21 protein-coding genes and 1 tRNA gene are annotated in these 24,896 nt (G+C 62.7%); 12 read left to right on the forward strand and 10 right to left on the reverse strand.

Annotation, left to right across the window (positions count from 1 at the left end; translation table 11 throughout):
- Nucleotides 1–109: 109 nt before the first annotated feature.
- On the reverse strand, nucleotides 110–1,027 hold the full coding sequence (locus O1W68_RS19950; RefSeq protein WP_269306540.1) for an NADP-dependent oxidoreductase: 918 nt from the start codon (nucleotides 1,025–1,027) through the stop codon (nucleotides 110–112).
- A 184-nt stretch (nucleotides 1,028–1,211) separates the two neighbouring features.
- Here O1W68_RS19950 and O1W68_RS19955 point away from each other — a divergent pair, with 184 nt between their 5' ends.
- The 7 genes from O1W68_RS19955 to O1W68_RS19985 all read left to right on the forward strand — a co-directional run bounded on the left by O1W68_RS19955 (nucleotide 1,212) and on the right by O1W68_RS19985 (nucleotide 10,243).
- Nucleotides 1,212–4,025 (forward strand): DEAD/DEAH box helicase, encoded by a 2,814-nt coding sequence (locus O1W68_RS19955; RefSeq protein ID WP_269306542.1) that lies wholly within the window; start codon nucleotides 1,212–1,214, stop codon nucleotides 4,023–4,025.
- Complete coding sequence (locus tag O1W68_RS19960; RefSeq protein WP_269306544.1) at nucleotides 4,025–4,783, forward strand: SWIM zinc finger family protein; 759 nt, start codon at nucleotides 4,025–4,027, stop codon at nucleotides 4,781–4,783. The genes O1W68_RS19955 and O1W68_RS19960 overlap by 1 nt, the downstream gene beginning before the upstream one ends.
- A gap of 75 nt (nucleotides 4,784–4,858) precedes the next feature.
- Entirely contained in the window at nucleotides 4,859–6,364 is a 1,506-nt protein-coding gene (locus O1W68_RS19965) for a CoA-acylating methylmalonate-semialdehyde dehydrogenase (protein ID WP_186630026.1), read from the forward strand.
- Nucleotides 6,365–6,370: 6 nt separating this feature from the next.
- Nucleotides 6,371–7,510, forward strand: coding sequence for an isobutyryl-CoA dehydrogenase (locus O1W68_RS19970; protein WP_269306547.1), 1,140 nt, complete (start codon nucleotides 6,371–6,373; stop codon nucleotides 7,508–7,510).
- The gene (locus O1W68_RS19975) at nucleotides 7,507–8,565 is read left to right on the forward strand and encodes an enoyl-CoA hydratase/isomerase family protein (protein ID WP_269306549.1); all 1,059 of its coding nucleotides are present in this window, start codon (nucleotides 7,507–7,509) and stop codon (nucleotides 8,563–8,565) included. Before O1W68_RS19970 ends, O1W68_RS19975 begins: the two co-directional genes overlap by 4 nt.
- The gene (gene mmsB / locus O1W68_RS19980) at nucleotides 8,562–9,461 is read left to right on the forward strand and encodes a 3-hydroxyisobutyrate dehydrogenase (protein ID WP_269306551.1); all 900 of its coding nucleotides are present in this window, start codon (nucleotides 8,562–8,564) and stop codon (nucleotides 9,459–9,461) included. Before O1W68_RS19975 ends, mmsB begins: the two co-directional genes overlap by 4 nt.
- Nucleotides 9,462–9,466: 5 nt before the next feature.
- The gene (locus O1W68_RS19985; protein ID WP_269306553.1) at nucleotides 9,467–10,243 is read left to right on the forward strand and encodes an enoyl-CoA hydratase; all 777 of its coding nucleotides are present in this window, start codon (nucleotides 9,467–9,469) and stop codon (nucleotides 10,241–10,243) included.
- A 79-nt stretch (nucleotides 10,244–10,322) separates the two neighbouring features.
- Here the strand turns inward: O1W68_RS19985 and O1W68_RS19990 are convergent, their stop codons facing one another.
- From O1W68_RS19990 to O1W68_RS20010, 5 genes are all read right to left on the reverse strand, one after another.
- Nucleotides 10,323–10,856, reverse strand: coding sequence for a MarR family winged helix-turn-helix transcriptional regulator (locus O1W68_RS19990; RefSeq protein WP_269306556.1), 534 nt, complete (start codon nucleotides 10,854–10,856; stop codon nucleotides 10,323–10,325).
- A 101-nt stretch (nucleotides 10,857–10,957) separates the two neighbouring features.
- A complete protein-coding gene (locus tag O1W68_RS19995; protein ID WP_269306559.1) occupies nucleotides 10,958–11,548 on the reverse strand; it encodes a class I SAM-dependent methyltransferase in 591 nt (196 codons plus the stop codon).
- A 48-nt stretch (nucleotides 11,549–11,596) separates the two neighbouring features.
- Nucleotides 11,597–12,742, reverse strand: a complete 1,146-nt coding sequence (locus O1W68_RS20000) for a sulfotransferase family protein (protein ID WP_269306561.1) — start codon at nucleotides 12,740–12,742, stop codon at nucleotides 11,597–11,599.
- Between the two features lie 8 nt (nucleotides 12,743–12,750).
- Nucleotides 12,751–13,533, reverse strand: coding sequence for an SDR family oxidoreductase (locus tag O1W68_RS20005; protein ID WP_269306563.1), 783 nt, complete (start codon nucleotides 13,531–13,533; stop codon nucleotides 12,751–12,753).
- Entirely contained in the window at nucleotides 13,530–14,690 is a 1,161-nt protein-coding gene (locus O1W68_RS20010) for a hypothetical protein (protein WP_269306565.1), read from the reverse strand. Before O1W68_RS20010 ends, O1W68_RS20005 begins: the two co-directional genes overlap by 4 nt.
- A gap of 91 nt (nucleotides 14,691–14,781) precedes the next feature.
- On the opposite strand from O1W68_RS20010, the gene O1W68_RS20015 reads away from it, so the two are divergent.
- The 4 genes from O1W68_RS20015 to O1W68_RS20030 all read left to right on the forward strand — a co-directional run bounded on the left by O1W68_RS20015 (nucleotide 14,782) and on the right by O1W68_RS20030 (nucleotide 19,630).
- Nucleotides 14,782–15,678, forward strand: coding sequence for a helix-turn-helix domain-containing protein (locus O1W68_RS20015; protein ID WP_269306567.1), 897 nt, complete (start codon nucleotides 14,782–14,784; stop codon nucleotides 15,676–15,678).
- Between the two features lie 93 nt (nucleotides 15,679–15,771).
- Entirely contained in the window at nucleotides 15,772–16,683 is a 912-nt protein-coding gene (cysD, locus tag O1W68_RS20020; protein ID WP_331283599.1) for a sulfate adenylyltransferase subunit CysD, read from the forward strand.
- Entirely contained in the window at nucleotides 16,683–18,524 is a 1,842-nt protein-coding gene (gene cysC / locus O1W68_RS20025) for an adenylyl-sulfate kinase (RefSeq protein ID WP_269306572.1), read from the forward strand. The genes cysD and cysC overlap by 1 nt, the downstream gene beginning before the upstream one ends.
- Entirely contained in the window at nucleotides 18,518–19,630 is a 1,113-nt protein-coding gene (locus tag O1W68_RS20030) for a 3'(2'),5'-bisphosphate nucleotidase CysQ (RefSeq protein ID WP_442972420.1), read from the forward strand. Before cysC ends, O1W68_RS20030 begins: the two co-directional genes overlap by 7 nt.
- On the opposite strand, the gene O1W68_RS20035 is transcribed toward O1W68_RS20030, so the two are convergent.
- Both O1W68_RS20035 and O1W68_RS20040 read right to left on the reverse strand, forming a co-directional pair.
- Nucleotides 19,627–20,511: a hypothetical protein gene (locus tag O1W68_RS20035; protein WP_269306576.1), complete on the reverse strand. Its 885-nt coding sequence runs from the start codon at nucleotides 20,509–20,511 to the stop codon at nucleotides 19,627–19,629. The genes O1W68_RS20030 and O1W68_RS20035 overlap by 4 nt on opposite strands.
- A gap of 35 nt (nucleotides 20,512–20,546) precedes the next feature.
- Nucleotides 20,547–20,619: transfer RNA gene (locus tag O1W68_RS20040), tRNA-Arg, on the reverse strand.
- A gap of 143 nt (nucleotides 20,620–20,762) precedes the next feature.
- Here O1W68_RS20040 and O1W68_RS20045 point away from each other — a divergent pair.
- Nucleotides 20,763–23,153 carry a phosphoketolase family protein gene (locus O1W68_RS20045; protein ID WP_269306578.1) on the forward strand — a complete coding sequence of 797 codons (2,391 nt, stop codon included), beginning with the start codon at nucleotides 20,763–20,765 and terminating at the stop codon, nucleotides 23,151–23,153.
- A gap of 19 nt (nucleotides 23,154–23,172) precedes the next feature.
- Here the strand turns inward: O1W68_RS20045 and O1W68_RS20050 are convergent, their stop codons facing one another.
- The gene (locus tag O1W68_RS20050) at nucleotides 23,173–23,868 is read right to left on the reverse strand and encodes a DUF305 domain-containing protein (RefSeq protein ID WP_269306580.1); all 696 of its coding nucleotides are present in this window, start codon (nucleotides 23,866–23,868) and stop codon (nucleotides 23,173–23,175) included.
- A complete protein-coding gene (locus tag O1W68_RS20055; protein WP_269306581.1) occupies nucleotides 23,865–24,785 on the reverse strand; it encodes a DUF3105 domain-containing protein in 921 nt (306 codons plus the stop codon). Before O1W68_RS20055 ends, O1W68_RS20050 begins: the two co-directional genes overlap by 4 nt.
- Between the last annotated feature and the right edge of the window lie 111 nt (nucleotides 24,786–24,896).

Raw genomic sequence — 24,896 nt, forward strand, 5'->3', positions numbered from 1 at the left:
AGTGACCGCCACCAACAGCAGCGCGATACGCAGCTTCTTCACACACACCCAATCCTCGAACCACAGTTGACTCTCGAGAGTGTGCCGTATGGCACCGACAAGTGTGCAATCAGTCGACTTCCAGGACAACCTTGCCCGCAACGTGCCCATCTTCTACGAGGGCCAGCGCCGGGCCTGCTTGCTCCAGAGGAAAAACATGATCGATACGCGGACGCAGAACTCCCGAGGCAACCAGTTCTGCCAGACGTGTGAAGGCGACAGCAGTGCGATCCCGCACCACCGAAGTGCCGCCCAACGAACCCGCGAGAGTCGGGTCTGCCACGCTGATGATCGGGGCACCAGGTTTCGCCAGCTTTGCGGCAGCTCTCAATGTGTCGCCACCGACCAGGTCGAAAATGCCGTCCACTCCCTCCGGCACCGCAACCCGGATCTCGTCGGAGAACGTGTCCCCGGACTCGACGAACTTCGCACGCATACTCTCCACCCACTCACGCTTCGCCGGGCTCGCTACTCCGACCGCGGCGATTCCGTCGGCGTGAGCCAACTGCAATGCCGAGGATCCGACGCCGCCGCCGGCACCGAGTACCAGCAGGGTGTCCTTCTTACGCAGCCCCAACTGATCGAGCGCGTCGTACGCCGTGCCGGCCGCGACTGCGAGGGTGGCGGCGGTGGTGAACGGAACGCTCTCCGGCTTGTGCGCTGCATTCGCTGCGTTCAACACGGTGTACTGCGCATAGCCGCCGTGGCCGGAGGCCGTCGCGCCGAAGACGTGATCTCCGACCGAGAATCCGTCTACGTGTGGGCCGATCTGAACGACGGTCCCCGCTACCTCGCGTCCCAGAACCGCAGGCAGAGGCGTCCGAACAGTGTCCTTGCGGTTACCTGCCCTTACCTTCCAATCAGCCGGATTGACCCCAGCGGCGTGGACGGCGACGAGTAGTTGTCCCGGCCCAGGATCGGCGATGGGAATGTCGAGAAAGTACTCGGTTTCGGGGCCACCGTACTCACTGAATCCGTAAGCGATCATCTACATACTGTGCCTTAATGTCCGGTTCTTCCGTTACCGAAGTCGCCTCGGTCCGCCGATTTTTCGGTCTACGAATGGGCATGGTGTTCCAATTACGCACGGAGCGGACTGGATCCCGTCGGAAATGGCTGCAACTGGAACACCACACCCAACTGCGCTGATACCGCCCTGCTTGGATGGACCAATGCTGCATGGTCTCTGGTCTCCAGGTTCGGGGCTGATGCTGTGGCAGGAAGAGGCGTCCGGCAGTGAGCCGGATCTTCCGGCCACGCACGCCCGGGCGGTGGCCCGGACCTTCCGTCACAAGGTCGACATCGCGTTCCCGCCCGCCGGTGCGGGCGACCCGCGAGTGGTACGAGTGCCTGCCCTTGCGCTGGCGCCGGTCGATGCTGCCGAGCTTCTACTGCGCACCCCGGCCTCGCACGCCGCGATGTCCGGGGACCTTCGGTATCTCGGGCATGTTGCGCGGGGAGTCGAGCGATGGGTGCGGGCCGGACGCGTCGTGCCCGCGCTGGTCCTCATCGAGGGGCACTGGTGGCCCAGGTGGCGTCTCGTCGGTGGGGAACGGCAGCGCGCGTGGCTCAGCGAGCTAGCTGTGACGATGCCTTCGGTTCAGTGCCACGGCAACAGGCCGAAGAAGTTGCTCGAGGACTTCCTCGAAGAGATCACCGATCCGATCGTGAGGTCGATACTGGGAAAGCCTGATTCGGATCATCCGTTGTTGGCTGCCCTCGTTCGCGACGATTCCGTCGAAGACGGTACGACGCAGACCGCAACGTTGTTGGACAAGTGGCGGGCAAGCCTCACTGTCGACGAACCCGCGCTCGTGTTGCGTCTGCTGGAGCCAGACGACGAGGCCGCGGAGGCAGACGAGAGCGAAGGGGCGTTGTGGAAGCTGCAGGTGTGCCTGCGGGCCGATGGGGAAGCTCCGATTCCGGTGCCCATGAGCCGAAAGGTCGACGCGAGCCTGTTGAGCACGGCTGTACGCAAGCTCGGTGAGGCGGTCGCGGCGTACCCGCGGTTGCGTGACCTCCCGTCCCACCCTGGGACCCTGGATCTTCTGCTGCCCACCTCTGTTGTGATCGATCTCGTCGAACACGGCGCGAAAGCCCTTTCGGAGTCGGGGACGACCGTTCTGCTGCCCAGGGCGTGGAGTCGACTGGACCCGTCGATGCGACTGCGGGTCGATTCGCCTGCCGTGACGAAGGCCGCCGAGAATCGCGCCGTCGGGATGGATGAGCTCATTTCGTACGACTGGCAACTGCAACTCGGCGACATGGTGCTGACCGAGGCCGAGTTGAATCGGCTGGCAGTGTCCAAGGGCGACCTGGTTCGTCTTCGTGGGGTGTGGGTGCTGGCCGACGGAAGCCAGCTCGCCGCCGCCGCCAAATACGTTGCGCAGCATCATGGCGACGGAACCGAACTGGGCAAGTTGATGCGCGAAATGACGATCTCCTCGCCGCCGCCTGCACCCGTCGAGGAGATCACCGCCACCGGGTGGGCGAAGACGCTGCTGCAGCCCGACGCCGTCCCGGAGCGGATTCCGTTGCCAGCTGGGGTGAATGCTGTTCTGCGGCCATATCAGGAACGTGGTTTGGACTGGCTGACATTCATGTCTCGGCTGGGGTTGGGCGCAATCCTGGCCGATGACATGGGTTTGGGGAAGACGCTGCAGGTGCTGGCTCTGCTCGCGCACGAGAAGAGCCCGACGCCGACGCTGTTGGTCGCACCTATGTCGGTCGTCGGCAACTGGCAGCGTGAAGCCGCGAAGTTCACTCCTGACTTGCGGGTCCTGGTTCATCACGGTCCGGCGCGGTTGCGGGACGACGCCCTCGAGCAGGCGATCAATGAGCACGACCTCATTGTCACGACGTACGCCCTGATGGCCAAGGACCGCGCGCAGTTCGCGGCTCGGACGTGGCGCCGGGTGGTTCTCGATGAGGCTCAGCACATCAAGAACGCAGGGACGGTTCAAGCCAAGGCTGCTCGCGCGATTCCCGCCGATCTGAAATTGGCATTGACCGGCACGCCCGTCGAGAACAGGCTGGACGAGCTTCGATCCATTCTCGATTTCGCGAACCCTGGAATGCTCGGTGCGCCTGCCGATTTCCGCAAGCGGTTCTCGGTGCCGATCGAGCGTGAGCAGGACGAGAGTGCGGTCACACGCTTGCGCGCGATCACCTCGCCGTTCATTCTTCGTCGCGTCAAGACCGATCCGACGGTCATTGCCGATTTGCCGGACAAGGTCGAGATGACGGTTCGCGCGAATCTGACGGCCGAGCAGGCGGGGCTCTACAAGGCAGTGGTGGACGAGATGATGGCTCAGATCGCGGACGCGAAGGGCATGAAGCGTAAGGGGGCGGTGCTCTCAGCCCTCACTCGCTTGAAGCAGGTCTGCAATCATCCCGCGCATTTCCTGTCCGACGGTTCGCCGGTGCTCAAGCGTGGTCAGCATCGGTCAGGCAAGGTCGGATTGGTGGAGGACATTCTCGATTCGGTTCTCGGGGACAACGAAAAGGTGCTGCTGTTCACGCAGTTTCGCGAATTCGGTGAACTCGTCGGACCGTATTTCGCCGAGCGTTTCGGTACCGAAGTGCCGTTCCTGCACGGTGGCGTCAGCAAGACGAACCGTGATGCGATGGTCGAGAAATTTCAGGAGGACGGCGGGCCGCCGATCATGATGCTCTCCCTCAAGGCAGGCGGCACCGGTCTGAACTTGACTGCGGCCAATCATGTTGTGCATCTTGATCGGTGGTGGAACCCGGCGGTGGAGAATCAGGCTACCGATCGTGCGTTCCGAATCGGCCAACGCAAGAACGTTCACGTGCGAAAGTTGTTGTGCGTGGGCACCGTCGAAGAACGTATCGATGGGATGCTGGATTCGAAACAGGATCTTGCGGACCTCGCCGTCGGGACGGGTGAGAACTGGGTGACCGAGATGGACACCGGCGAATTGCGTGAGTTGTTCCGCCTCAGCGAAGATGCGGTGGGGGAGTGATGGCGGACTTCGGTCAGTACGGTAGACGTCGTAAAGTCAAGGGCGGCATAGAATCACAGAACAAGCGTGGAGCTTTCGGGCAGACCTGGTGGGGCCGCCACTTCGTCACCGCCATGGAAGAGCTGGCAGATCCGGGTCGGATTGCGCGGGGGCGTACGTATGCCCGAGGTGGTCAGGTGCTGACGCTCGGGGTCGAACGCGGTCAGATCTACGGCGAAGTTCAGGGAAGTCAGCTCGAACCGTTCTCGGCATCGGTGACCGTGGATCCGCTGTCACAGGGCGAGGTTTCGGCTCTGGTGGGCAGGGTGCGCTCCAATCCGGGGATGCTCGCGGAACTTGCGTCCAATGCGATCCCGCAGGCACTTGCCTCGACGCTTCTGCCGCACGACAAGGGGCAGCTCGATTTCGATTGCACATGCCCGGACGACGGGTGGCCGTGCAAGCATGCGGCCGCGCTGATGTATATCGCGGCCGAGCACATCGACGCTTCGGCGGCGACGATTCTGACGTTGCGTGGCGTCGATCTGGAAATGTTGATCGAGGATGTCGGGGAATCCGAGGTCGAGTTCGATCGCGAGGACTGGTTCGGCAACGAGATGCCGTTTCCGTCGTTGCCGCGCGTTGAATTTTCTCCGGCGATCGACGATCTCGACCCGTTGATCCTGCGCCGCGCCTTCCGCTCGGGTGGCTACGAGGAGTTCGAGGTCAGCTCCGCTGTCGCCGATCTCGTGGGGTTCTATCGGAGGTTGGGCGAGTAAGCCTCTAGACATGCATGGATGTCCGACTATAGGATGACAACACATCATCTTCTCGTATCGGTTAGGACGGATCTCATGACTCGCGAGCTCTCGCACTTCATCGGCGGCAAGCACGTCTCCGGCACCTCGGGCAACTTCGGTGACGTTTTCGATCCGAACACCGGCGAGGTGCAGGCACTCGTGCCGCTGGCCAGTGATGCCGAGGTCGAGGCCGTGATCGCGGACGCAGAGAAAGCCCAGGTCGAATGGGCCAAGTGGAACCCGCAGCGTCGCGCCCGCATCCTGATGAAGTTCGTCGAGCTCATCAACCGGGACATGGACGAGCTGGCCCGGTTGCTCTCGAGCGAGCACGGCAAAACCGTCGCAGACGCCAAGGGCGACGTCCAGCGTGGGCTCGAGGTCATCGAGTTCGCGATCGGTGTTCCGCACCTGCTCAAGGGCGAATACACCGAGGGTGCCGGTGGAGGCATCGACGTCTACTCCATGCGTCAGCCGCTCGGCGTCGTTGCAGGTATCACCCCGTTCAACTTCCCCGCCATGATCCCGCTGTGGAAGGCCGGCCCAGCCATCGCTACCGGCAACGCATTCATTCTCAAGCCATCCGAGCGCGACCCCTCGGTGCCGCTCAAGCTGGCCGAACTTTTCCTCGAAGCAGGCCTGCCGCCGGGCGTCTTCAACGTCGTCAACGGTGGCAAGAACGCCGTCGACGTTCTACTGAACGACGATCGCGTCAAGGCCATCGGCTTCGTCGGCTCCACGCCGATCGCGCAGTACATCTACGAGACCGCCGCCAAGAACGGCAAGCGTGCGCAGTGCTTCGGCGGCGCCAAGAACCACGCCCTGATCATGCCCGACGCCGATCTCGACCAGGTCGCCGACGCACTTCTCGGTGCCGCGTACGGCTCGGCGGGTGAGCGCTGCATGGCCATTTCGGTTGCTGTTCCAGTCGGTGAAGAGACGGCCGACGCACTGGTGGCCAAGTTGACCGAGCGTGTCAAGAACCTGAAGATCGGCCGCAGTGACGACGAGAACGCGGACTTCGGTCCACTCGTCGGTAGCGATGCACTGAAGCGAGTCAACGACTACACCCAGATCGGCGTCGACGAGGGGGCCGAACTCGTCGTCGACGGGCGCGGTTTCAAGCTCGCGGGCCACGAGAACGGATTCTTCGCCGGCGCAACACTGTTCGACAAGGTGACGACGGACATGCGCATCTACAAGGAAGAGATCTTCGGACCCGTCCTGATCGTCGTCCGCGCCAAGGATTACGAGGATGCACTGCGTCTGCCGTCCGAACACGAGTACGGCAACGGTGTCTCGATCTTCACTCGCGACGGTGACACCGCGCGTGACTTCTGCTCACGCGTTCAGGTCGGCATGGTCGGCGTCAACGTCCCGATTCCGGTGCCGATCGCGTACCACACCTTCGGTGGTTGGAAGCGTTCGGGATTCGGCGATCTGAACCAGCACGGCCCCGATTCGATTCGCTTCTACACCAAGACCAAGACGGTCACGCAGCGTTGGCCTTCGGGCAAAAAAGAAGAGACTGCGAACCACTTCGTCATCCCGAACATGGACTGACCGCCGATGTTCACATTGACCGAGGACGAACGGGCGATCAACGAAACAGCGCGCGATTTCGCCGACGAGTTCCTGGCACCGAAGGCCGTCGAATGGGATCAGAACAAGCACTTTCCCGTCGACGTACTGCGCAAAGCTGCAAGCCTGGGTATGGGCGGAATCTATATCGGTGAGGACGTCGGCGGGTCGGATCTGACGCGCGTCGACGCCGTGCGGATCTTCGAACAACTCGCCACCGGTGATCCGTCGATCGCGGCATACATCTCCATTCACAACATGGTGACGTGGATGATCGACACCTATGGCAACGACGAGCAACGTCGTCAGTGGGTGCCGGGGCTGTGCTCGATGGACCAGCTCGGAAGCTACTGCCTCACCGAACCAGGTGCCGGATCCGATGCCGCGGCACTGACTACCAAGGCTGTGCGCGACGGAGACGACTACATCCTCAACGGAGTGAAGCAGTTCATCTCCGGAGCAGGGGTATCCGACGTCTACGTCGTGATGGCGCGAACGGGTGAAGCTGGTCCCAAGGGCATTTCGGCAATCGTCGTACCGAAAGACTCTGCAGGCCTGTCGTTCGGAGCGAACGAGAAGAAGATGGGCTGGAATGCCCAGCCGACCAGGCAGGTCGTCTTCGAAGATGTCCGTGTTCCGGCCGCCAACGTGCTCGGAAACGAGGGCGACGGTTTCCGTATCGCGATGAACGGCCTCAACGGCGGACGCCTCAACATCGCCGCCTGCTCGATCGGTGGCGCACAGAGCGCTCTCGACAAAGCGGTGTCCTACCTCGCCGAGCGCAAGGCCTTCGGCAATCGATTGCTCGACGCGCAGGCTCTGCAGTTCCGACTGGCAGATATGAAGACCGAGCTCGAAGCCGCCCGAACTCTACTGTGGCGCGCTGCGGAGGCGTTGCAGACCGGCGCCGAGGACAAGGTCGAACTCTGCGCCATGGCAAAGAGATTCGGAACGGACACCGGATTCGACGTCGCGAACGCCGCGTTGCAGTTGCTCGGTGGCTACGGCTACCTCGCGGAGTACGGTGTGGAGAAGATCGTCCGAGACCTTCGTGTCCATCAGATCCTCGAGGGGACCAACGAGATTATGCGAGTCGTCGTGGCTCGCTCGATTGTGGGAGCAGCATGAGCGAACCCGAGGTGTTGTTCGACCTGCGCGGTGGCGTCGGCCGAATCACGCTCAACCGTCCGAAAGCCATCAACGCGTTGAATCACGCGATGGTGCTCGACATCGCGCCGCAGCTCGAGAAGTGGGCCGTCGATGACGAGGTCGAACTGGTGCTCCTCACCGGCGCAGGCGAACGTGGCTTGTGTGCCGGTGGTGACATCGTCTCGATCTACCACGACGCAAAAGAGGGCGGTAGCGGGTCGAAGGTATTCTGGCGCGACGAGTACATCCTCAATGCGGCTATCGCTCGATTCCCCAAGCCGTACGTGGCAATCATGGACGGGGTGGTGATGGGCGGCGGTGTCGGCCTGTCCGCCCACGCCAACACCCGCATCGTGACCGACCGCTCGAAGATCGCGATGCCCGAGGTCGGTATCGGTTTCATCCCCGACGTCGGCGGGACGTTTCTGCTGTCCCGTGCCCACGGAGAGTTGGGAACACACCTCGGCCTCACCACCGCACGCATGGACGCCGGTGACGCCATCGCGGCAGGTTTCGCCGATCACTACATCCCCTCCGACAAGTTGCCGGACTTCTACGCTGCACTCGAAACCAGAACCCTCGCCGATGCGTTGGCTTCGTTCACCGAACCGGCACCCACATCGAGTCTCGACGCGGCACGCAGCTGGATCGACGCCGCGTACAGCGCCGATACCGTCGAAGAAATCGTGAACCGCTTGCGGCGCAGTGAGGTACCCGACGCACACAAGGCTGCCGATGATATCGAATCGAAGTCACCGGTCGCCCTGAAGGTCACGCTGAAGTCGCTGCGGCGGGCCGCCGAAGCCGCCTCGCTCGAAGAGGTGCTCGACGACGAATATCGGGTGTCCTCGGCAAGTCTGGATTCACATGACCTCGTCGAGGGAATCCGCGCACAGGTGGTGGAGAAGGACAGAAACCCGAGGTGGTCTCCGTCGACACTCGCCGATGTCACCAGCGAGGACGTCGATCGCTATTTCGCCCCGTTGGGTGCCGCTGAACTGGGATTGAGCAACGAACTTGGAGGGCAGCGATGAGTGAGAACACGATCGGTTTCGTCGGTCTCGGCCATATGGGCGGACCGATGGCAGCGAACCTGGTGAAAGCGGGATACACGGTTCAGGGCTTCGACCTCGTCCCTGCAGCGCTGGAGCAGGCAACGAAGGACGGCGTGACCGTCGTCGAATCTGCCGTGGCTGCAGTGTCGAACGCCGATGTCGTGATCACGATGCTGCCCAACGGCAGACTCGTGCTCGATCTGTACAAGGATCTACTTCCCGGTGCCGCGCCCGGAACCCTGTTCATCGATTCCTCGACCATCGATGTCGCCGACGCGCATGCTGCGCACAAGCTCGTCGACGACGCGGGCCACCGCGGTCTCGACGCTCCGGTATCGGGTGGTGTGGGCGGTGCGGCTGCGGGCACGCTGACGTTCATGGTCGGCGGGTCCGAAGATGACTTCGCTTCGGCTGCCGCTGTTCTCGACGTCATGGGTCGCAAAGTTGTCCACTGTGGCGCCGCGGGCAACGGCCAAGCCGCCAAGATCTGCAACAACATGATCCTCGGGGTGTCGATGATTGCGATCAGCGAGGCATTCGTGCTCGGTGAGAAGCTCGGTCTCAGTAATCAAGCGTTATTCGACGTCGCATCCACCGCATCCGGGCAATGCTGGGCGCTGACTACCAATTGTCCTGTGCCAGGACCGGTTCCGACGAGTCCGGCCAACAACGACTACACACCGGGTTTCGCGGCAGCATTGATGGACAAAGATCTCGGTCTTGCTGCGAAGGCGCTGCGCGACAATGGTGTCCACGGCGTTCTCGGGCTCAAGGCCGCGGAGCTCTATTCGGAGTTCAAAGAAGCGTCCGGCGGCGGAGCGGACGTAGACTTCTCCGGCATCATCAACGACATTCGCCAGCGTTCGACAGAGTAGAGCAAGTGAGCGACTACGAAACCATCCTGCTGGAGCGACGAGGTCGAGTCGGGATCATCACGCTCAATCGGCCGAAGGCGCTCAACGCGTTGAACTCTCAGCTGATGCACGAGGTGGTGTCCGCCGTCGAGGACCTCGACGGAGACCTGGGTATCGGAGCCATCCTGATCACCGGCTCGGAGAAGGCGTTCGCTGCGGGTGCGGATATCAAGGAAATGCAGCCGAAGTCGTACATGGACGTGTATATCGAGGATCTGTTCAGTGCCTGGGATCGACTGTCGGCAGCGCGCACACCGATCGTCGCGGCCGTATCGGGATACGCGCTCGGTGGAGGCTGCGAGCTGGCGATGCTGTGCGATGTCCTGATCGCTTCCGACACCGCGGTATTCGGTCAGCCGGAGATCAAGCTGGGGGTCATCCCCGGAATCGGTGGGTCGCAGCGTCTGACTCGCGCTGTCGGTAAGGCCAAGGCCATGGAGATGGTCCTGACCGGGCGAAACATGAAGGTCGACGAGGCCGAGCGAGCCGGGCTCGTCTCACGAATCGTGCCCGCCGCGGACCTGCTCGACGACGCTATCGCTACCGCGACGACCATCGCCGAGATGTCGCTTCCGATTGCGATGATGGCCAAGGAAGCGGTCAACCGCTCGTTCGAATCCTCGCTAGCCGAGGGTGTTCGGTTCGAGCGTCGACTGTTTCATTCGACCTTCGCGACCGAGGATCAGAAGGAAGGCATGTCTGCCTTCATCGACAAGCGTAAGGCGACATTCGTCAATCGGTGACCGATGTGTTCAGCCCTGCTGCCCGGCGGACAGCAGGGCTGCTTCGTGCGTGGATACCGCGAAGCTGGGCACGCTCCGTTCACCAGGCCGGTGACGACCCGATGTCCTCGAAGTCACCGGCTGTGCGCCTCAGTTCGGCGAGAATGCGCACCAGCGACGTCAGACGGTCCTTCGACAGACCAGGCTTGCTGAATACCTGTTCGTTGAGTTTTTCGGTGGCGTCGACGGCCAGGGTGCGACCCTCTTCGGTGATCTCCACCAACGTAGTTCGACGATCGCTCGGGTGCGGCGTTCGGCGCACGTACCCCGCCGCTTCGAGGCGGTCGACAGCGTTGGTGACACTCGTGGGGTGCACCTGGAGTCGCGCACTGGCCTTCGCCATCGGCAGTGCACCGTTCTTGGTGAACGTCAGCAGGGTGAGAAGTTCGTAGCGGGAGAACGTCAATCCAGTGGGCTTGAGCGTCTCTTCGACTCGCGCGAGCATGATCTGCTGCGCCCGCATCAACGAAGTGACAGCGGCCATTCCGTCGGCGACGTCACCCCATCCATGTGCGGTCCACTGACGGTGGGCCTCTGCAATGGGATCGAGGGGAAGTGGCGACGGTGCTGGCATTCCTTCATCCTCCCATGGGACGCCGCGACGATGCCCGGCTCTTCCCATCGGTCGCGGACCTGTCCTTGCGCGTAGGGCGCGTACTGCATCTCGAGTTCGAATCAGGCGAGCAGCGAAGGAGCCCTGGCTACCGTCACTGCCCAGTCCGCATTTTCGTGCCACGGTCGCAGATCCCACGTCGAGAAGCGGTGCTCGTGAAGTAAGCCGGCCGACTTCAGGTCGCCGTCGAACTTCTCCACGGTGTACTCCCTGTCCGTGGCGAATCCGGCGACGAAGACTCCTCCGGGCTTCAGGTGCGCCGTCATCCGCTCGAGAGCCGATGGTTCGGTGCCCGGTGTCATGAAGACCATCACGTTGCCGGCGACCACGACGGCATCGAATGTCTCGCCGAGGTCGAGTTCGGTCAGATCGGCTTGATGAACCGTCAGGTCAATGTGCTCTCGTGCGGCTTCGACGAAGACCGGATCGAGATCCACCGCGGTCACTCGATGTCCGCGCCGGGCGAGTTCGGCGCCGAGACGGGCTGTGCCACAACCCGCGTCGAGGACCGAACTCCCCGGCGCGAGGAGTGCGTCGACCATCCGAGCCTCGCCGTGTAGGTCGACGCCTCGCGCTTGGAGTCGCGCGAAGCGTTCGACGTACTCCCTGGACTGGTCCTCGGTGTTGTCGATCTGCCAGCGTGTCGGAGCCATCCCGCCACCCTAGCGTTCACCGGAGTCGTGCAACACCGACCTGCGGAGTCACCTCGTCCCGAACCGGCGGTCGATGTCTTCGCCGTCGAGGCCGAAGTCCTCGAGCGTGTACTTGTGCGCCGGCCGCCGTTGCCCACTTCGGCTTTCGGTGTGCATGGTGTCCATCGCTGAGCGTGCATTCTCGGTGAGATCGAGTCCGAAGTTCTGGTACACCTGCTCGACTGTGCGGAGGGGGTCGGCGACGAAGTCGTGATAGTCGACGTCGTAGAACTGCGCCGAGTTCGCACGGGACCTCGCGGCCGAGAAACTGTTGAGCCCACGCTCCCACAGATCGACCTGGGTGCGCCCGATGACGTTGCCGCGGAACAGGTCCGACCAACCTTCGGTGGCGTGCTCGGCGAGGCTGCACATCGACGGCATGATCGTGCGGGGTTCACGGTGGCATTGGATCACCAGCGCATCCGGGTAGACCTGTAGCAGCTCTTCGAGAGCGAACAGGTGGCTCGGATTCTTCAGAACCCAACGGCGATCGGTGTCGTTCATACCGATGAGCTGCAGATTCTTCCGGTGTCGCTGGTAGGTCGAGAGCCAGCTCTGTTCGGCCAGCCACGTCGAATAGGTCGGCAGGTACGCGAGGCATTCGTAGGCTACGGAATGGACCGATTGCCGCAGAAGCTGCCAGCATTCCTCGACTTCGGCTGCGGACATGTAGTGCACGCCCATGAACTCGGGGTGTTCGACATGGTGTTGCGCAAACCCTTTTTCGATCTGCGCGAACAGCGGATTGGATTCCCAGGTCTCACGCGGCGGCCGAGGTTGCGGCATCTCGGTCAGCCACATCTCCAAACCCTGATGCGACGGGTCGGCGGTGAGCAGTCGATGCAGCGCAGTCGTGCCGGTGCGAGGAAGACCGGTCACGAAGATCGGCCGCTCGATCGCGACCTCGGCGTGCGTCGGATTCTGCTTCCATGCGAGCTCGCTGAGTGAACGCGCGACCAGCGCGCCGCGCAGGAAGTACCGGCTCATCTTCGATCCGAGTGCGGTCAGTTGTGCATCACGGTTGTACGAGTCGAGCAGCACGCCGAGGGCTTCGACATAGTCGTCGGAACCGAAATCTTCGAGGCCGGTGAATTTGGTGGCAGACGCGTGTAAATCTTCGACGGTACCGACGTCGGTGCGTTCGGTGCTGGTCATGTGCGCTCCTAGTGGTGGTATTCGCCGCAGTTGACGTCGAGGCATTGGCCGGTGATCGCGCGAGCCGACGGGGAAGCGAGGAATACGACGGCGTCGGCGATCTCGTCGGGTTCGGGCAGCCGTCGTAGGTCCATTGTCGCGGCAGTTTGCTCGTAGATCTGTTCGCTGGTGATGCCGTACTTCTTCGCCATGTGGTCGAAGTAGCCTTTCAGTGACTCGCCCCAGATGTAGCCGGGCGCAACAGTATTGACCCGAATTCCCTGCGGACCCAGCTCGCTGGCCAGGGTTTGCGACATGGCGAGCAATGCTGCTTTGGCGATCTTGTAACCGCCGTACTTGGGCTGGGAGTGCCGTATTACGGCCGAGTTGATCATGACGATCGAACCGGTCGACTCGGCCAACGCCGGGGTGAACAACTGCGAGAGTCTCAGCGTTCCGAACAGAGACAGTTCCAAACCCTGCCGGATGACCGCGGGATCGGTGTGGGCGAGGTCTTTCATCGACGGTATCGCGAAGGCATTGTTGACCAGTACGTCGACGTGGCCGAACTCCTCGACTGCACGGGTGAGCAGCGCTTGGGAAGAAGCTTCGTCGGTGATATCGGTCGGGACGGTGATCGCCGTTCGGCCGAGTTCGGCAACTTCTTTGCCGACTTCGAGAAGGTAGCTTTCGGTGCGTGCGGCCAGCACCAGATCGGCGCCCGCGGCGGCGCTGCGTAGTGCGATGGATCGGCCGAGGGATGGTCCGACGCCGGAGACGACGACAACTTTGCCGTCGAGATGTCCCGTCATCCGAGCATCCTTCGTCCGACAGCGTCGCGACGGGCTGCGATACGCAGGGCGAAGTCCGCCGGTGAAATCTTGTTCGCGTCGTAGTGCGGTAGATGCGAGGAAATGTCGTCGAAGTCGACTACTTCTACGGTAGGTCCGTCTGCCGCGGTCATCTCGCGGGAGACTCGTTGCCATCGAAACTGCGCGTAACCGCGGGCATGACCTGTCGTTTCGATCCAGTTGGTCACCTGCGGGTTTCGCTCGCTGACCACAAGCCTGATGTAACCGTCCGGATCGGTCTGCGCCTGCTCTGCGGTCAACGAAGTTTGGTGGTGGATGTAGTCGAGGGAGATATACCACATGCTGCCCAGCTGGAACCCTTGATACGGTGCGTCTGACACGGGCACCGTGATGATCATGGCCTGGTCCTCGCGCAGCTCGTAATGACCGGCCGAAGAATACTGGGTGCTCAATCCTCCCGGCGTGAGCCGCGGTTCGGTCAGGGTGTTGACGTCGAGATTGAGGTAGAACCACTGCGGGAACTGCAAAAATGTGTGGATGCGGCCGAGGAGCATCTTGCCTGCGATGGAATAGCGCTTCGCCACAGATTCTTTCGTGGGCGATGCGGGTGATTCCCCTGAGGTGTCTGCTCGATGGATGGTGAGCGTGCCACGGGTCGCAGACCAGTCGTTGTAAACCTCGCGGACGACCAGCATCGAGGAACCCTCGCCGAGGGTGAAGTGGTTGGGGAGGTCGGAAGGACGACCGAAGTGTACTTCGAACGATCCGTCGTCGGCGATGTCGATCGAGCGATCGTCGAAGGCGGTCAAGCTGTCCGGGACATCGACCGGGGAGTAGTCGCCCTTGAGTATCTGGAAGCTGAGATCGGTTGTGTTGCCTCGTGTTCCGCGTACGATATATTCCGCATCGTCACGAATGTTGGCGTGAAAGTACAGCGTGTCGGGGTTGTCGAGGCCCATCTTCGTGTACGGGCCTGTCGAGCTCGCGAAGAACGGAAAGTCCTTGTCGTACGCCCAGGCCATCTGGATGGATGCGCGGATGCTGCCGGCGAGGTAGTCGTATCCCTCGAGCAGGTCCTGTTCCGTTCGTATGTGCGGAGCGTCTTCGATAATCTTCTCGGCCGCTGCGATTGCTTCTGCGAGTGAATCGGTGAGCACACCCATCTCCTCGTGCTTAGTGGTACAAATATGTACCGATGTGGTAGAACGAGTTCTGTATCGACAATAGAACGTGTTCTAGGAAGGGTCAATGACCAGTCGCAACTCGCCCCCCACGGACCGCGTCGTCGCGGTCCTCGACTTCATGGTTGCCAGGAGTGACCGACGATTCGGGCTCTCGGCGCTGGCACGTGAGCTCGGTCTGAGCAAGCCCACCTGCCTGGGCATCCTGACCTCGCTGGTCGGCGCGGGATACCTGGTTCGCGACCCTGTTTCGGTCACCTACGGTCTTGGTCCCGCGCTGATAGTCGCCGGACGTGCAGCGCAGCAGGGGTTCGCCGTCGGCCCGCTTGCGCGCACGCACCTCGAAGCGCTCAGCGCGAAATTCGACACGACGTGCACGGCTTCGGGTGTGGTCGGCGATCGCATCACCATCCTCGAGTTGACCTGCCCCGACGGTCGGCGGGCTGCCGCGAAGGTGGGGCAGGTCTACCCGTTCGCGCCACCGGTAGGCCTCATGTACGTGCTGTGGGACACCGATGAGCGGCTCGATTCGTGGCTTGGTCGTGAACCGACCCTGCCGGTCCGGATGGACGTCGCGCACCTTCGGCACGTGGTCGACGAGTGCCGTAGAACCGGGTATCTCGTGGAGACGTTGACAGCTGTGGGGCAGAGGTTGCATACCGTCATGGCGGGTGTTGCCGCACACGATCTTCCGGGGGAGGTCCGCGAACTCCTCGGTGAGATGGTGTCCGGCCTGGGTGAGCGGGTGTACCTGGGCGCGGAGGAGGCTGGTGCCGACGCTACGCACGAGGTCAGTGTCATCGCGGCTCCGACGTACGACGCTCGAGGGCATCAGTCGTTGGTCCTGACTCTGCATGTCGGAGCGTCGATCTCGGGCGAGGACATTGCCGAGCGTGGGCAAGCACTCGCTGCCGCCGCCGGCGCGATCACGGCAGAAGTGGGCGGTCGTGCACCGACCCGTTGACCAATACTGAAACACGTTCTATTCTTCGAGCACGGATTTGAACCGCACCGGTCCAAATATGGACCGATGCGTTGTGATCGGAGGACTTCACCGATGTCGACCTCGTACGAACTCACGCACCTTGCTGCGCTCGAAGCGGAAGCCGTCCATATCTTCCGTGAAGTCGCGGCCACCGCCGAACGTCCGGTGCTGCTGTTCTCCGGCGGCAAGGACTCGGTGGTGATGCTCCATGTGGCAGCCAAAGCCTTCTGGCCCGCCCGACTCCCGTTCTCCGTCATGCACATCGACACCGGACACAACTTCGACGAGGTCCTGTCCTTCCGTGACCGAGCGGTCGAGCATTTCGGCGTCAACCTGACCGTGGCCAGCGTGCAGGACGACATCGACTCCGGACGCTCGATCGAGGAGAGCGGGCCGGGGGCCAGTCGAAACCGACTCCAGACCGCGACACTGCTACGCGCGATTGCCGAGAACTCGTTCGACGCCGTATTCGGTGGTGCCCGTCGGGACGAGGAGAAGGCGCGTGCCAAAGAGCGCGTCTTCAGCTTTCGTGACGAACATGGCCAATGGGATCCGCGTCGCCAGCGCCCGGAACTGTGGCAGTTGTACAACGGCCGTCACCGGCGCGGCGAACATTTCCGGGTGTTCCCACTGTCGAACTGGACCGAACTCGACATCTGGCAGTACATCGAGGCAGAGCAGATCGAACTCCCGCACATCTATTACGCGCACAATCGCACGGTCGTGCCCAGAGCTGGAATGCTCCTGGCCGTTTCGAGATTCGTGCCGGTGCTGCCCGGCGAAGAACCCTTCGAGGAGACGGTCCGCTTTCGTACCGTCGGCGACGCGACCTGCACCGGGTGTGTGCAGTCCTCGGCCGCCGATGCGCACGACGTCGTACTGGAAGTCGCCGCCAGCAGAATGACCGAGCGCGGCGCGACACGGGCCGACGACCGTATATCGGAGGCCGGAATGGAAGACCGCAAGAAGGAAGGGTACTTCTGATGTCGCAACTGCTTCGAGTAGCTACGGCGGGAAGCGTCGACGACGGCAAATCGACTCTGATCGGTCGGCTCCTCTACGACTCGAAAGCGATTTTCGAGGATCAATTGGAGGCCGTGGAGAAGACCAGTCGTGAACGAGGCGGCGACACAGTCGATCTCGCGCTGCTCACCGACGGACTGCGCGCCGAGCGGGAACAGGGCATCACGATCGACGTCGCGTATCGCTACTTCTCCACGCCGAGAAGAAAATTCATCATCGCCGATACGCCGGGGCACCAGCAGTACACCAGGAACATGGTCACCGGCGCTTCGACCGCCGATCTTGCGCTGATACTCGTCGATGCCCGTCACGGGATCCTCGAACAGACGAAGCGACATGCGTTTCTCTCGTCCTTGCTCGGTATCCGACATCTCGTGTTGTGCATCAACAAGATGGATCTCGTCGACTATTCGTGCGCTCGATACGAAGAGATCAAAGCGGAGTTCCGCGAGTTCGCAATGAAACTCGAAGTACCAGACCTCACGTTCGTACCGATGTCGGCCATCGATGGGGACAACGTTGTTCATCGCACCGCGCAGATGCCCTGGTACGAGGGGAGCTCGCTTCTGCACCACCTCGAGGACGTCCACGTTGCTTCCGACCGCAACCTCATCGACGCCCGATTCCCGGTCCAGTATGTAATTCGACCGAAACACAGCTCCGGTGAGCATGCCGACTTCCGGGGCTACGCAGGAACCGTCGCCAGCGGAGTGTTCAAACCCGGGGACGAAGTCGTAGCGCTCCCCTCCGGATTCGTCACCAGAATCGCAGCGGTGTGGGGGCCGGGTGGAACGCCGGTCGACGAGGGGTTCGCGCCGTCGGCGGTGTGTATCGAACTCGAGGACAAGGTCGACGTCGGGCGCGGGGACATGCTGTGCCGTCCCAACAATCGTCCGCTCGTCGGAACAGAGCTCGATGCCATGGTCTGTTGGCTCGCAGAGGGCGCACAGTTGCGCAGTGACGACCGGTACGTGCTGATGCACACCACGGCGTCGACACCAGCGCGGGTGGAAAAACTGGACTACCGGCTCGACGTCAATACTCTGCATCGTGACGAAGCTGCACAATCGTTGGGTATCAACGACATCGGTCGAGTGCAGATCCGCACGCACAATCCGATCCTGTTCGATCCGTACCGACGCAACCGAGTCACCGGCAGCTTCCTACTCGTCGACGAGTCGTCCGGAGCCACGGTCGCCGCCGGGATGATCACCGGGCCCACGTTGTCGGCAGCGAAAGTCGTCTGGCACTCGTCCCGGGTTGCCCGCGAGGAACGTGCAACGCTCGGTGCCACGATCTGGTTGACCGGCTTGTCGGCTTCGGGAAAGTCGACCGTGGCAGCGGAACTGGAACGTTTGCTGGTGGCGTCCGGGCGACCGGCATATCGGTTGGATGGAGACAACCTGCGTCACGGGCTCAATTCCGATCTCGGGTTCGATGCAGCCGACCGCACCGAGAACGTAAGACGAGTGGGGGCCGTGGCCCAACTGATTGCCGACGCCGGGGTTGTTGCGATCGCCTGTCTCATCAGCCCGTACCGCGAAGACCGCGACGACGTGCGGAAGGTGCACGAGAAGGCCGGACTGCCCTTCTTCGAGGTCTTCGTAGACACCCCGTTCGACGTCTGCGCAGCGCGCGACCCGAAAGGTATGTACGCCAAGGCTATCGCCGGTGAGATCACCGGCTTCACTGGAGTGGACGACCCCTACGAAGCGCCCGAGCACCCCGAATTGGTGCTGGCGGCCTCCGACGGTGATCCGGCAACACAGGCCGCTCGGATTGTGGAAATGTTGGGATCGTGAGCGCCCTCCACTCGGCCGAAGACGATGCCCGATTCGCCGCCGACCTCGCCGAGTCCGCAGGCCGATTGCTGCTCGAAATTCGCGAACGCGAAGGACGAACGACTCAGGGGCGGGAGCTCGGCAGGCTCGGCGACACCGAAGCCGACGCGCTGATCCTGGGCCGATTGGCAGGCGAACGCCCCGGCGACGCAGTGCTCTCGGAAGAGTCGGCCGATGATCTCCGCAGGCTGGATGCTGCCCGTGTCTGGATCATCGACCCACTCGACGGCTCACGCGAATACGGCATCGAGGGTCGAGCCGACTGGGCAGTGCACGTGGGCCTGTGGGAAAAAGACCAGGGGATGACAGCGTCGGCAGTTGCCCAGCCTGCGCTCGGCGTCGTCTACTCGTCGGCCGACGTCGCCGGCCCGCCGCCGCAGTCCGGTAGGCCCACGCTTGTGGTCAGCGACTCTCGGCCGCCGTACTACATGGACGATCTCGCGCGCTCGGTCGATGCCGACGTCGTGACCATGGGTTCGGCAGGTGCCAAAGCCATGGCGGTCGTACGCGGGGAGGTAGACGCCTACGTGCATTCCGGTGGTCAGTGGGAGTGGGACTCGGCAGCGCCCGTCGGCGTCGCACTCGCAGCGGGTTTGCATTGCTCGCGTATCGACGGAATGCCGTTGCGGTACAACCAGTCCCATCCGTACCTTCCAGACTTACTGATCTGCAGGCAGGAGCTCGCACAACCACTTCTGGCGGGAATTGCCACCTATGCCACGCGCGAGGTGGATTCCGGTCGCGCCGCGATGGCACGTGAATACATCAAGGCTCTGCTCAGTCACGATGCCACCAAGGTCCGTCTCGCCGACGACTGTCGGCGTGTGGAGAACGGACAGCAGACCGGTGACACCGGAGCATTCATCAGGGACGAACTCGAGAACGGCGCCCAGTACACGCCGATCATCGCCATCGGGGAGATAGAGATTCGAGAATGGGGCACCAGCGTCGTGGCACGTTTCTCCCTCGAGTTCGACGGCGGTATGTCGGTGGCAGTGACCGAGCATTTCGACATTCCGGCCGGAGATATCGTCGCCATTACGGCGATCATCGAACCGGTAAGTTAGCGGCCGAGACCCTCTACCGTGCTGCGCAACTCGGCAGTTCTCGCCTCGGCATCGGCAAGGACTCGTCGCAGGCGTCGCGCTTCGCGATCCGCCGACTTCTCGGCCGTGCGGGCCGCTGCCTCTTCGACCTCGGCGTCGTGGAGTTCGGCACGTAGGCGGGCCAATCGCTCCTTGATCTCGGAAAGGTCCGTGGACGCGGCTTCGGCGGCCGAATCGGCAGAGTCGACGGCCTCGCGGGCCGATACCTCGTCCTCCTGGGCCTCGGGGAGCTGTTCGCGGGCTTCCTCGAACCGCTTCAGGGCCGCGTCGTCACGCGGTTCGGCTTTCGGCTCCGCTCGTGATTCCTGGGGGGTGTTCTCGGGCTCGGGTGCCAAGGTGAGCACTGCGGGCCCGAAACCGCTGTAGGACTCCGCAGTCACGACGCGGCCCGCCTGCACCCGTGCGCCGATCTCGGGTTCCGCGAGCGCGGCACCCAGTGTCTGTCCGACTTCTCGTGCCGCATTCTCCGTGCTCGGGTGGCCGTGTTCGCGAGCAATCTCCACGGCCCGACGCGTCAGCGCGCGAATCGACTGTGCACGCGCGGCCGAGAGTTCCTTGAGTTTTTCGGCCGATGATCTTCGCTGCGCGTCGCGCAGGCTGTTCCCGATATCGAACAGCTCGGCAATGTCATCGGGTTCTTCGCGAACGAGGAGATTGACCATCCACGCGACAGTCGTGGGTTTACGGAACTTGCCGATCGAGGCCGCGAGCTTTCGATTGCCGGATTCTTTCGCCGCTGCAACCGCAGCTCTGCGCGCGGCGACGAAGTCCTGTGGGTCGACGGCATACAGTTCGGATGCGGTGTTGTCGAGTTCGGTATCGGCCACAACCCATGTTTGCATCAAGGGTGGCAATAGGAAAGCGTGTGACGCAGGTGTGCCCCCGGCAGGATTCGAACCTGCGACCTTTCGCTCCGGAGGCGAACGCTCTATCCCCTGAGCTACGGGGGCGCGCCGGACCTGTGCGTACTGAAAATCCGGCGTGCCTGTGGGCGGGTCCAAGACTAGCGCATCCCATCCGTCACCCGAAATCACCCTCATGTTGGCTTAGAAGGAGGACAGTCGGGGGCATCTACGTAGAGGAGAGGACCCACGTGACCGATCACGACTATTCGAGCGAAGATCTGGACCTCGATCTGAGGTGGTGGGCAGCTGCCAACTACCTGACCGTGGCCCAGATCTACCTGAAGGACAACACGTTGCTGCGTGAGCCCCTCACCGCGGCGCACATCAAACCGCGTCTGCTGGGACACTGGGGGACCAGCCCGTGCCTGTCGATGATCTACACCTTGCTCAACCGAAACATCAGGAACACCGGCACGGACTGGCTGTACGTGACGGGCCCCGGCCACGGCGGGCCGGCACTGGTCGCTTCGACCTATCTCGAGGGGACGTACTCGGAGATCTATCCGCATATCTCGCGAGATACCGAGGGTGTGCACCGCCTGTGCCGCCAGTTCTCCTCGCCCGGTGGCATTCCCAGTCATGTGAGTGTGCAGACACCGGGCAGCATCCACGAGGGCGGCGAACTCGGGTACGCGCTCGTACATGCCGGTGGTGCAGCGTTCGACCGGCCGGATCTCATGGTGGCGTGTGTGATCGGCGACGGTGAGGCCGAGACCGGACCACTCGCAGGCTCGTGGAAGCTGCCGGCGTTCCTCAACCCGCGCCGCGACGGTGCCGTGCTGCCGATTCTGAATCTCAACGGAGCAAAAATTGCAGGGCCCACGGTATTCGGACGCAGCAAAGACGAGGACATCGTCGACTTCCTGCACGGGCAGGGTTGGGACCCGGTCGTCGTTTCCGGTGATGATCCCCGCCTCGTTTTTCCAGCCCTCGAAGAAGCAATACGAAACTCGCACAGCAAAATTCGGGCCATTCAAGAGGCAGCACGATCAGGCGGTGCCCCGGTGGAGGTGCGATGGCCGGCCATCATCGTGCGCACCCCGAAGGGGTGGACAGGGCCGCACACCGTCGACGGGGTCCTGGTAGAGGGGACCTTCCGGGCCCACCAGGTGCCGCTGTCCGGAGTGCGGAGCAACCCCGCACACCTGGCGCAGCTCGAATCCTGGATGCGCTCGTACGAGCCAGAGGCGCTGTTCGACGCCGACGGCGCTCTCGTTCCCGAACTCGCTGCATTGGCACCGTCGGGGGACAAGCGAATGGGATCGACGCCGTACGCCAACGGTGGCAGACTCCTTCAGCCTCTGCGGATTCCACCGCTCGAGAAGTACGAGATCGCGATCGAATCACCCGGAGCAGGTTTTCACGAGACGACCCGGGTCCTCGGCGAACTCATGCGCGACATCTACGCCGACAACAAACGCCCCGACGGCGGTGGCAACTTCCGACTGTTCTGCCCGGACGAGACGTCGAGCAATCGGCTGGCGGCGGTGTTCGAGGAGACCGATCGATGCTGGCAGCTGCCGACCGAGGCGTGGGACGATCACCTTTCCGCGGACGGTCGCGTCATGGAGGTGCTCAGTGAGCACCTGTGCGAGGGATGGCTGGAGGCATACGTTCTCGCAGGCGGGCACGGCGTTTTCGCCAGCTACGAGGCGTTCGCGATGGTAAGTGTGTCGATGATGATCCAGCACGTGAAATGGCTACAACATGCCGCCGACCTGCCGTGGCGCGAACCCGTCGCGTCACTGAACGTCCTGTTGACCAGTACGTGCTGGCGAAACGACCACAACGGATTTTCGCACCAGGGCCCAGGAATGATCGACGCCGTCATCCCGCTCTCACCTGCGGTCGTTCGAATTTGGCTGCCGCCGGACTCCAACACGCTGCTGTCGATTTCCGATCACTGCCTGCGCAGTCGTGATCATGTCAATCTGATCGTCGTCGACAAACAGCCCCATCTGCAGTATCTGACGCTCGAGCAGGCCAACGCACATTGCGCGGCGGGAGCGTCGATCTGGGAATGGGCGGGAACCGAGACCGACTCCGACGGCGCCCCGAACGTGCCCGACGTCGTCCTCGCCGCGGCGGGAGATGTTCCCACGCAGGAGGTACTGGCGGCGGCGCAGATCTTGCGGGAATGGGTTCCGTACCTGCGTGTTCGGATGGTCAACGTCGTCGATCTGATGGCGTTGATGACTCCGGACGAGCATCCGCACGGCTTCCCGGAGGACAAGTTCGTGGGTCTGTTCACCGCAGATACCGATGTCGTATTCGCATTCCATGGTTACCCACGCGCAGTCCACGAGCTACTGCACGGCCGCACCGGCGCGGGTCGCTTCCACGTCCGCGGATTCAATGAGCAGGGCACCACCACAACGCCGTTCGACATGGTCGTGCTCAACAAGATGAGTCGCTATCACCTCGTGCTCGAGGCCCTCCGACGATCGCGTCGAGTACCGGAGAACGGCAGTGAGCTCGAGAAATTTTGCTCAGCGCAATTGGTTCGGCACGCGAGCTACATCGTCGAGCACCTCGAGGATATGCCCGAGGTGACCGACTGGACGTATTCCGCGCGCTGACGCAAGCCGAAGGGTCGACCTAATTGAAAGGAAGTGGTTCGGCGCCACGCTCGGCGAGCATCTGCTCCATGAGCGTGGCTTCACCTTCCTGCGTCGAGATCATCGACTGTGCGAGCCGAACCAGCGCAGGCGTTTCCGCGTGATCTGCGGCGTATTCCATCATCGCAAGCCCACCCTGATGATGCCGCAGCATCAACTGCAGGAACTTCACGTCGACGGCTGGGCCGGTCGCCTTTCGCAATGCGGCCAGCTCCTCGTTGGTTGCCATGCCGGGCATGGCTGCCATCGATCCTGATTCAGCCGGCGTCATCGATGCCATCGAATGACCGTGCTCGTCACCGGACATCCAGCTCATGTAGCCATCCGGGCCCACTGGGGAGCGGTCCCAAACCGCGAGCCAGCCCTGCATCTGACCGACCTGGTTCTGCTGGGAAGTCAGCATGTCGAACGCCAAAGTCTTCACGGGCTGATCCTCGGCGTTGGTCAACGCGACAGCGGACATGTCTATCGCCTGGTTGTGATGGACCGACATGTCCTGCGCGAAACCGACATCGACCGAGTCCGCGGCAGGTACCGAGTCGTCCCCGCCGAGAAACGTAGTGCGCGCAAGGAAGCCGAGTGCGAAACCGATCGCAATCGCGGCGACGATGCCGAGAATCAGTAGCGCCGTCTTCTGGCTCCGTACGGCCCGGGGCCTCTCCTCTACCGACGTCATGGTGTCGGAGCTTGCTGCAGCTCGGGGGGTAACTGCAGATCGGACGGAAGCTGCAGATCGGCCGGTAGACCCGCGGTGCCTGCACCCGCACCCGATATCTCACTCGCGTCCGGAGTGATCCCCGCACCATCCATCGGCACAGCGTCAGCGCCGGGTGCAGACGGATCGAACGGCAGTGGGTTGTCCGGATCGAACGAACCGGGAATGGTCGCGCAACTCGCGCCGACCTCGGGGTACGCGTAACGGTTCAGGCGGAGCGCTGCGATGAACTGGTCGATCCGCTCGTCGTCGACACTGTCCAGCTTGAGCTGGTGGCCCCAGGACTGCAAAGAAACCGGTGTATCCATCCCTGGGTACGGCGACATCATCATGTACGACTCGCCGTCCACCTTGTCGGCCAGCTGAGAAATTTCGTCCTCGCTGAGTTCATCAGGGTTGTACGTGACCCAGACGGCACCGTGCTCGAGGCCGTGGACGGCGTTTTCTGTGCGGATGGCTTCCGGATAGACGACGCCGGTGCAGGTAGCCCAGACAGCATCGTGCGGACCACCGAACGGCGGCGACTGGTCGTACGCGACGCGTTGCTCGGGCGAGACGTGCAGCGCAGCCGGGTAGTCCATTTTCACTACATCGGCGATCGCCGACGAGGGGTCCTGGTTGCTTTCGCTCGGCGCGAACTTCTGCGCCTCGGCCTGGTTCTGATACTTGGGGAAGAGGTTGACGGCCAGGATCGCGACCAGGCCGACTATGACCACCACGGCACCGATGGTCAGCCAGGGAACCTGCGGTCCGCTCTTGGCCAATCCGCCTTTGACGGCTGGTATGCCTCTGTTCTTCTTCTTTGCGCCTTTGATGGCCTTGTTGGCTTTGGCGGCCGACTTCTTGCCCTGACCGCCGCTCTCTTCACCCGTGGGCATCGCTGTCGTCGCTCTTTCCGTTGTGGGGCGTGTGCCGGAGCACACAAAGCTGGCAGGCTCCGCGACAAGTTGGCGACCGTTATCGCAGAGCGCCACTACTGTACGTTCTCC

Source organism: Rhodococcus sp. H36-A4 (assembly GCF_027158005.1).
Lineage (GTDB): Bacteria > Actinomycetota > Actinomycetes > Mycobacteriales > Mycobacteriaceae > Rhodococcoides.